The organism is Galbibacter sp., assembly GCF_048266365.1.
Classification (GTDB): domain Bacteria; phylum Bacteroidota; class Bacteroidia; order Flavobacteriales; family Flavobacteriaceae; genus Galbibacter.
Map to the genome: position 1 here is coordinate 134,853 of NZ_JBLWZP010000009.1, position 8,245 is coordinate 143,097.

Here is an 8,245-nt window from a genome sequence, read left to right on the forward strand (position 1 = left end):
ACAAATTTAACACCTCTATTATTAGCTAAGTACTAAAAATAAAGTTAAAAAATAATAGTTATATTAACTTTTAATGTTTTAAGGAAGTGTCCGGAATTAACGAACTTTGAGTAGAAGCTATAACCACAGAAACTTTTGCTCTGATCATGCACCTGAAAGGAGTAGGGTAATGTGGTGTTAATACACTGTGTAAAATAGAGGTTGAAGGTGCAATCGAGTTAATTTTAACTAAAAATTGCGAAATTCTCCATCTATTAATATATGATTTAGAGGGAGTCGTTCACTAGCATATAATTGCAAAACTTCTTTAGTAGACCATTTCAGTGTAGGGAATAATCGTAGAATACCCGCGATTCTGAAAGTAGGCCTCCACATAGTCCTTCTCTCCGGTAGCCAAAATAAAATCTCCTCCCCACGCGCCTAGGCTCTTAATTGCACATTTAAAATCAGAAAATAGTACTTGCTTTACAGATTCTAACTGTACGGCTGAAGCTATATAATTTTCATGTTGCTCTATTAAAGCCTCAAATTGTTCTAAGGACGCCGCCTGGAGAAATGCTGTGGTAAGTTGGCTTATTTTTTCAACTAAAGTGTTGTCGTTTTTACGGAGCGATTTATAGCGTTTTATACCTTCTCTAGAGTTTTGTTTTTTGTTGAGATGGATGAAGAATAATGACTTGTGAAATATTGGATTAAAGTCCATTTGTTGTACCCGCGGTTGATTGCCTTGAAGTTGATAGGTTAGGGGGTGTTTGGCTAAGGCACAGGCGATATCGTAGCCACTACCCGTAAAGCCGTTCCACAACAGGGTATATGGATTAACTTCTGCCCATTGCGCAATATTAGCAATTAGTGTCGAAGAGCTGCCAAGTCCCCAATCAGTTGGGAAATCCAATCTCGTTTCTACAGTATAGCCTTGATGACCATTTAGGAAATTAGGGTTCAACTTTTGGGCTTCCACTAAAATTTTTGACAAGGTTTGTGCCTTTTCTATATCTTTAACTTGAGAATTTTCAATCTCTTTCGGTATAATTGAAGTGGGATTTGTGATATCGAGTAATGCTTCAAACCAAATTTCACCGGTGTTTTTGTATGCAATCCAGTTCATTTGGCCTTCAGGTCCAGTTTCGATACTCAAACTTTGACCGTACTTGGAGGGTACTGCCAATGCTAGTGCACCGTCCAATACCACATATTCACCGGTAATTAATAATTTGCCATTACTTCGGTACTTGAGCATCGTCTTTTTCTTTTAAGGCATTAAATTCAGCGATAACTTCTTTATGAGAAATGGTTTTATTCTTAAAATGCGATGTGAAATACGCTTTTTGCTTTGGTGTGGCACCCAGGTGATTTAAGATGTTGAGCAAATGCATTTTCATATGACCTTTTTGTATACCCTCGGTTGTTAGAGAACGTAGGGCGGCAAAATTTTGAGCCAAACCTGCAGTAGCGACAATTTCCATTAATTCTTCAGCACTGGGGTGTTCTAAAATTTCTAAGGATAATTTAACTAGGGGGTGAAGGCTGGTGAGTCCGCCAACTGTTCCTAGGGCAAGAGGTATTTCTAGGCTAAAGGTGAATACATCATCCACAATGCTTGCCTGAGAAAGACTTCTATACCTTCCGTCTTTTGCAGCATAGGCATGAGCTCCAGCCTCTATAGCTCTAAAATCATTCCCGGTAGCCAACACAACAGCGTCGATACCATTCATAATTCCTTTATTGTGGGTAACCGCTCTGTGGGGTTCTATATTGGCGATTTCAACGGCGCGAACAAATTTATGTGCGAAATCTAAAGGATCCATGTTTTTGTCAGTTCGGAGCTCTTCGATTTTACAGCTCACAGATGCGCGAACCTTACAATTAGGAACGTAATTGGAAAGAATACTCATCACAATTTGGATGTCCTTCTCCCGTGGAGTAAACAAATCGGAACTTTTGAGTTCAAACTCAAATGCTTTTGCAATAGTTTCCAAGCAGGAATTGATGAAATTTGCACCCATGGCATCTCGAGTTTCAAAGGTGCAATGCAATTGATAGTAGTGCTGTAGATCCTCAGTTTTGTCTCTAAGGGTGATGGCGGTAATTCCACCATTGCGTTTTCTCATGTTTTCGGTGAGCTCAAAAGTGGCATCAAAGAGTTTTGGTTGAACCTGGCTAAAAAACTCCCTCAACTTATCTACATCGCCTGCATAGATGAAATGAACTTGACCTACTTTTTCAGTGCCGAGGACTTCGGCTTTAAATCCACCGCGTTTTTGCCAAAATTTAGCAGCATTTCCTGCGGCAGCAACTACAGAACTTTCCTCAATAGCCATGGGGATGGTGCGATATTTTCCATTGATAAGAAAGTTAGGAGCAATTCCTAGTGGTAGGTAAAAGTTGGAAATGGTGTTTTCAATAAACTCATCGTGTAAACGTTGAAGTTTAATGTCACTATTCCAATATTGTTTGAGAATCTCAATCCCAGTCTCCTTGTTTTTAAAGTGATGAGATGCCAGCCAAGCTATCTTCTCCTGTTTTGTGAGTTTAGAAAATCCGTTCACCGATGTTGCCATGTACTTCTATGCTATATTAAATGGCAAAGATAAGGATTATCACTTTTAGACGGATTGATATTTTCTTCTACTCTTTGTAAACAGGCCTTTTATTATGACTTTAGTTGGTTTATTTAGGCCTTAGTAAACCTAAGGTTTAACTAAAAAAATTACACTATTTGTGAAATTATTAGTAAACTTGACGGTTTTTTAATCCATACATAACAATTTAATGAGAAGAAAATATACGCTGATCCTACTTTTTGTTGGACTGATTAATTTTGCGACGGCTCAAAATCAACAACTTACATTAGAGGAAATCTTGGGGGGTGCCTTCCGAACTGAAGGAATGGATGCATTACACTCTATGCGCAACGGACAGCAATATACTGTGTTGAACCGTGATAAGGCTACAAAAAGTGTTACAGTCGACAAATACGACTACGAAACTCTTGAAAAAGTTGGGACCATTGTTTCATCTGCCGATTTGGACGGGATCGATTATTTCTCTTCTTATACTTTTAGTGAAGACGAGTCCAAACTTATTTTAGCGACTGAAGTTGAATCTATCTACAGAAGATCAAGATTGGGGAAATATTATACCTATGATATCAAGTCAAAGCAATTGGATTTGATCTCTGAGAACAAAATTCAAGAACCTACTTTTTCACCAGATGCAACAAAGGTGGCTTATGTTTTTGAAAACAACATCTACATAAAAGACCTTAGCAATGGTGAAGTTACTCAAGTTACCACTGACGGTGAAAAGAACAAGATCATCAACGGTGTTACAGATTGGGTATATGAGGAAGAATTTTCTTTTGTTAGAGCCTTTGATTGGAACAAGTCAAGTGAGTATCTTGCCTATATTAGATTTGATGAGACTGAGGTGCCTGAGTTCTCTATGGATGTGTACGGGGAAACACTTTATCCTACACAACATGTGTTCAAGTATCCTAAGGCCGGAGAGAAAAATTCTGAGGTTAGCTTACATACCTACAATTTAAATACTTCAAAAACACAGACTGTAGATTTAGGGGAAGCCTATTACATTCCGAGAATTGACTGGACTGAAGATAAAGACATTTTGAGTGTTCAGGTGATTAACCGTCACCAAAACGATTTGAAATTATTCTTCCATAATATTGATGGGCAAACAGATTTGGTACTCAATGAAACAGACAAGGCCTATGTGGACATCACAAGTAACCTTACGTTCCTGGCAGATAACAGTTTTATTTGGACCAGCGAAAAAGATGGATTTATCCATATCTATCACTACGCTAAAAACGGTAAGCTGATCAACCAAGTCACCAAAGGACCATGGGAAGTAACCAGTTATTATGGCTACGACAAAAAAACCAACAGAGTATTTTATCAATCTGTTGAAAATGGAAGTATCAATCGTGATGTGTACTCCATTAAATTAAGCGGAAAAGGCAAAAAACATCTTTCCCAGGCAGAAGGAACAAATCGAGCAACCTTTAGTGCTGACTTTAGTTACTTTATAAATTCGTACTCAAGTGCGACAACGCCACCGAGATATACCTTGAATAGTAGTAAGGACGGAAAGCTAATTAAGGAGATCGTCAATAATGATGACTTATTAAAAAAATTGGCAAATTATGAATTGTCACCAAAAGAGTTTTCTACCATTGAGGTCAACGGAAACTCTCTTAATATGTGGATGATCAAGCCTACAGATTTCGATCCTAGTAAAGAGTATCCACTTTTTATGTCACAATACTCCGGCCCCGGATCACAATCCGTGTCCAACTCTTGGATGGGGTCCAATGATTATTGGTATGAGATGTTGGCGGAGAAAGGATACGTTGTTGTTTGTGTTGATGGTAGAGGTACTGGATTTAAAGGTGCGGACTTTAAAAAAGTTACCTATAAAGAATTGGGTAAATACGAGGTAGAAGATCAAATATCTGCTGCTGCACAATTGGCTCAACTTCCATTTATAGATGAGAATAGAGTCGGAATCTGGGGGTGGAGCTACGGTGGCTTTATGAGTACTAACTGTATTTTAAAAGGAAATGATGTCTTTAGTTTGGCAATCGCTGTTGCGCCTGTAACAAGCTGGCGTTTCTACGATACTGTATATACGGAGCGATACATGCAAACACCACAGGAAAACGCCAGTGGTTATGATGACAATTCCCCACTAAATTACCCTGAGCTACTCAAAGGAGATTACCTATTGGTTCATGGTACTGCAGATGACAATGTTCATGTTCAAAATACGATGAGAATGGCATCGGCTTTGATTCAGGCAAATAAGCAATTCGATTGGGCGATTTACCCAGATAAAAATCATGGAATTTACGGCGGCAATACTCGCTTACAGCTATATACCAAGATGACTATTTTCCTTGATGAAAATCTTGGTAATAGCGAAAAACATATCCAGCCTACCACAAACAATAACTAATACTTAAAACTCTAGTTTAATGGCAGTAATTGCAGATAGTCCTGAAAAGGAAGAACTCTTTGGGCATCCCAAGGGATTGTACATTCTTTTCTTCACCGAATTATGGGAGCGCTTTTCTTATTATGGAATGCGCGCACTCTTCACACTTTTTTTAGTTGCGGAAACCACCTCAGATAATGCTGGGTTCGGTTGGAGTAATGACGATGCCTTAGCCTTATATGGTTGGTATACAATGTTAGTATATGTATCTTCTATACCAGGAGGATGGATAGCAGATAGATTTTTAGGCCAAAAGAAAACAGTGATGCTCGGTGGACTGTTACTTTGTATTGGGCATACCGTATTGGCACTGAACTCAGAAGTTTCATTCTATATTGGATGTCTGTTTATCATACTGGGTGTTGGTGGATTAAAACCAAACATCTCCTCAATGGTAGGTGGGTTGTACAAAGCAAAAGATGAGCGTAGAGACTTAGGATTTTATATCTTCTATATGGGGATCAATATTGGAGGGTTTATAGCTCCTATTGTTTGTGGATACATTGGAGAGAAAATTAACTGGCATTACGGGTTTGGTCTTGCGGCTATCGGAATGTTTGTGGGTCAAATGGTTTACATTTGGGGACAAAAATATCTAAAGGATGTGGGTAATCTCATTTCTAAAGACAATGAAAAAGATAGAGAAATTCTCAATCGCCCGTTAACTAAAATTGAAAAGGATAGGGTTAAAGTATTACTGATCTCCTTTGTTCTAATTATTTTGTTTTGGGCTGCTTTTGAACAGGCAGGTGGTCTTATGAACCTTTACGCGGCACAGAAAACCGATCGAGACTTCTTTGGATTGTTTACAATTCCGGCTTCAGTGTTTCAATCTGTAAACTCCTTTTTCATTATAATCCTTGCCACTGCAGTTGGAGCTTTTTGGCTACGATGGCGAAAAAAAGGAAATGAAGCTTCTTCTTTATTTAAAATTGCAATCGGGATCATCATAATGGCTCTAGGATTTGGGTTTATGAGTGCTGCAGCTGCAGAGTCAGAAGCAGGTGGATCCTCAGCGATGTACTGGTTGATCTTGGCTTATTTATTCCATACTATCGGAGAGCTTTGTTCTTCTCCTGTTTCCTTATCGTTTATTACGAAACTGGCGCCTCTTAAATATGCATCCATTATTATGGGATTGTATTGGGCAGCCACTGGTCTTGGTAATAAAATTGCCGGACTCATTGGTCAAAGTGCTCAAAATCTTGGAGAGTTCGAGATTTTTACGGGTATCGCAGTCATTTGGACTCTTATCGGAATCTTGGTGATTCTATTATTGAAACCGCTAAAAAGATTAACCCATGGGGCTGAAGATGATGAAGGGAAAATGGATGATTTAGATGCTGATACTCTTGAGCCTGCAACCAGCAGAAGCTAAGATTTCAGTTCGTTAGGTATTAAATAGAAAAGAGTGTTGCTCATTATACAAAATTCTTGTTTTAATTAAACTTTTGGTATTATGGATTTAACTTTATGGATCTTAGCGATCGGTTGGGTGTTTGTGCTCCTATGGGTTCCCTTTATAATTTACACCAATAGAAAAACACATCCTAAAGCGCTATTTATTTTGTTCTTTGCCGAAATGTGGGAGCGTTTCTCCTACTACGGAATGCGTGCCTTATTGGTGCTTTATATGACTAAGGTGATGTTTATTGATCTGGCATCAAGTGCGGCCGAGGTGAAGTCTTATGCGATATACGGTTCTTATACCGCTATGGTCTATCTTTTTCCTGTGGTTGGAGGTCTTGTTGCAGATAGATTTCTCGGCTTTAGAAAAACCATCTTATGGGGTGGGCTTTTAATGATGCTTGGGCATTTTGCATTAGGCATTCAGGGAATTGAAGGTATGGAAGGAAATATGCCGATGTTCTTTGGAGCTTTAGGATTAATCATTGTTGGTAATGGTTTCTTTAAGCCGAATATTAGCTCGTTCCTCGGTAAGTTCTACGAAACTGATGATCCTCGTAAGGATGGAGCCTTCTCTATCTTTTATATGGGAGTAAATATTGGTGCTTTCTTGGCTATGCTCACTTGTGGTTATGTCGGACAGAATATTAACTGGCATTATGGATTTGGATTGGCTGGTATCGGAATGTTGATCGGATTGATTGTCTTTTGGGCCTTTGCAAGCGCCTTTGGTGATAAAGGACATGCTCCTAAGGAAGTTATTTCTGGTGAAAGAAAGATCTTTGGTGCCAAACCTAGTTGGGTTATAATGGTATTATCATTAGTTGCAGTCCCTATATGTGCTTTGATGCTCAATTTGTCTGATCTCATGTCTACCTTGTTACTCATTATCTCCATAGGTATTATTGGATATTTAATTTATCAAGCATGGCGAAGTGAGGATAGGGCAGAAGGGCAACGGATCTTTGTTGTGATTGTTTTGTTTTTCTTCCATGCCGTCTTTTGGGCCTTGTTTGAACAGGCAGGTGGTTCTATTACCATTTTTACAGAAAAGAACATTGACCGTACAGTATTGGGGTCCGAATTGCCTTCATCGATTTTCCAAAGTTTTAATTCCTTATATATAATGTTGTTGGCGCCATTGTTCTCCTTTATATGGATACGGTTAAATAAGGCAGGTAAAGAACCTAGTACACCTATGAAGTTTGTGTTAGGACTAGTTCAGCTTGCAATTGGTTATGCTGTTATTGTTATAGGTGCTAAATACTTTGTCGATGATCAAGGACTAGTTTCCATAGTGTTCTTGGCACTGATGTACTTCTTCCACACTACTGGTGAATTATCATTATCTCCAGTTGGCCTCTCCATGGTAACTAAGTTGTCACCAGGAAAAATTGTAGGTTTTGTTATGGGGGCTTGGTTCTTATCCATAGCTGTCGGAAACAAGATTGCAGGTTTTATCGGGACACTAACTGCTTCTGAAGCTCCAGCGGAGGGTGCTTCTGCTGTCGACACTTTAACGGCATATACGCATACTTATCTCGTTTGGGGTGTCCTAGTGGTATTAGGGGCGGCAGCTCTTCTACTTGTCCTGGTGCCTACACTGCGTAAATGGATGAATGGTATCCATTAGGATATAAAGTAAATTGTTCTAAAATATATGAGATGCCCTCTGCTTGCAAAAGTTCAGAGGGTGTTTTATTTAGCAGGACCCCTTATGAATCCATGTTTTTCGAATTATTTTTAGTTGTAATAGATTGGTTTACAAGCGTATTAAAAATACTTTAAAAATAAAGGCAAAAAAGATTTGGAATAGAGTAGA

Annotated in this window: 5 protein-coding genes; 3 read left to right on the plus strand and 2 right to left on the minus strand. The window is 38.8% G+C overall.

Features of this window, described 5'->3' with window-relative positions; translation table 11 throughout:
- Positions 1–307 precede the first annotated feature (307 nt).
- Entirely contained in the window at positions 308–1,240 is a 933-nt protein-coding gene (locus ACN0TV_RS13360) for a GYDIA family GHMP kinase (protein ID WP_417363420.1), read from the minus strand.
- Positions 1,221–2,561 carry a hydroxymethylglutaryl-CoA reductase, degradative gene (locus tag ACN0TV_RS13365; RefSeq protein ID WP_417363421.1) on the minus strand — a complete coding sequence of 447 codons (1,341 nt, stop codon included), beginning with the start codon at positions 2,559–2,561 and terminating at the stop codon, positions 1,221–1,223. The genes ACN0TV_RS13360 and ACN0TV_RS13365 overlap by 20 nt, the downstream gene beginning before the upstream one ends.
- A 211-nt stretch (positions 2,562–2,772) precedes the next feature.
- Here ACN0TV_RS13365 and ACN0TV_RS13370 point away from each other — a divergent pair, with 211 nt between their 5' ends.
- From ACN0TV_RS13370 to ACN0TV_RS13380, 3 genes are all read left to right on the plus strand, one after another.
- Positions 2,773–4,977, plus strand: coding sequence for a S9 family peptidase (locus ACN0TV_RS13370; protein WP_417363422.1), 2,205 nt, complete (start codon positions 2,773–2,775; stop codon positions 4,975–4,977).
- Between the two features lie 19 nt (positions 4,978–4,996).
- The gene (locus ACN0TV_RS13375) at positions 4,997–6,394 is read left to right on the plus strand and encodes a peptide MFS transporter (RefSeq protein WP_417363423.1); all 1,398 of its coding nucleotides are present in this window, start codon (positions 4,997–4,999) and stop codon (positions 6,392–6,394) included.
- Positions 6,395–6,475: 81 nt separating this feature from the next.
- Positions 6,476–8,056 (plus strand): peptide MFS transporter, encoded by a 1,581-nt coding sequence (locus ACN0TV_RS13380; RefSeq protein ID WP_417363424.1) that lies wholly within the window; start codon positions 6,476–6,478, stop codon positions 8,054–8,056.
- Positions 8,057–8,245 lie beyond the last annotated feature (189 nt).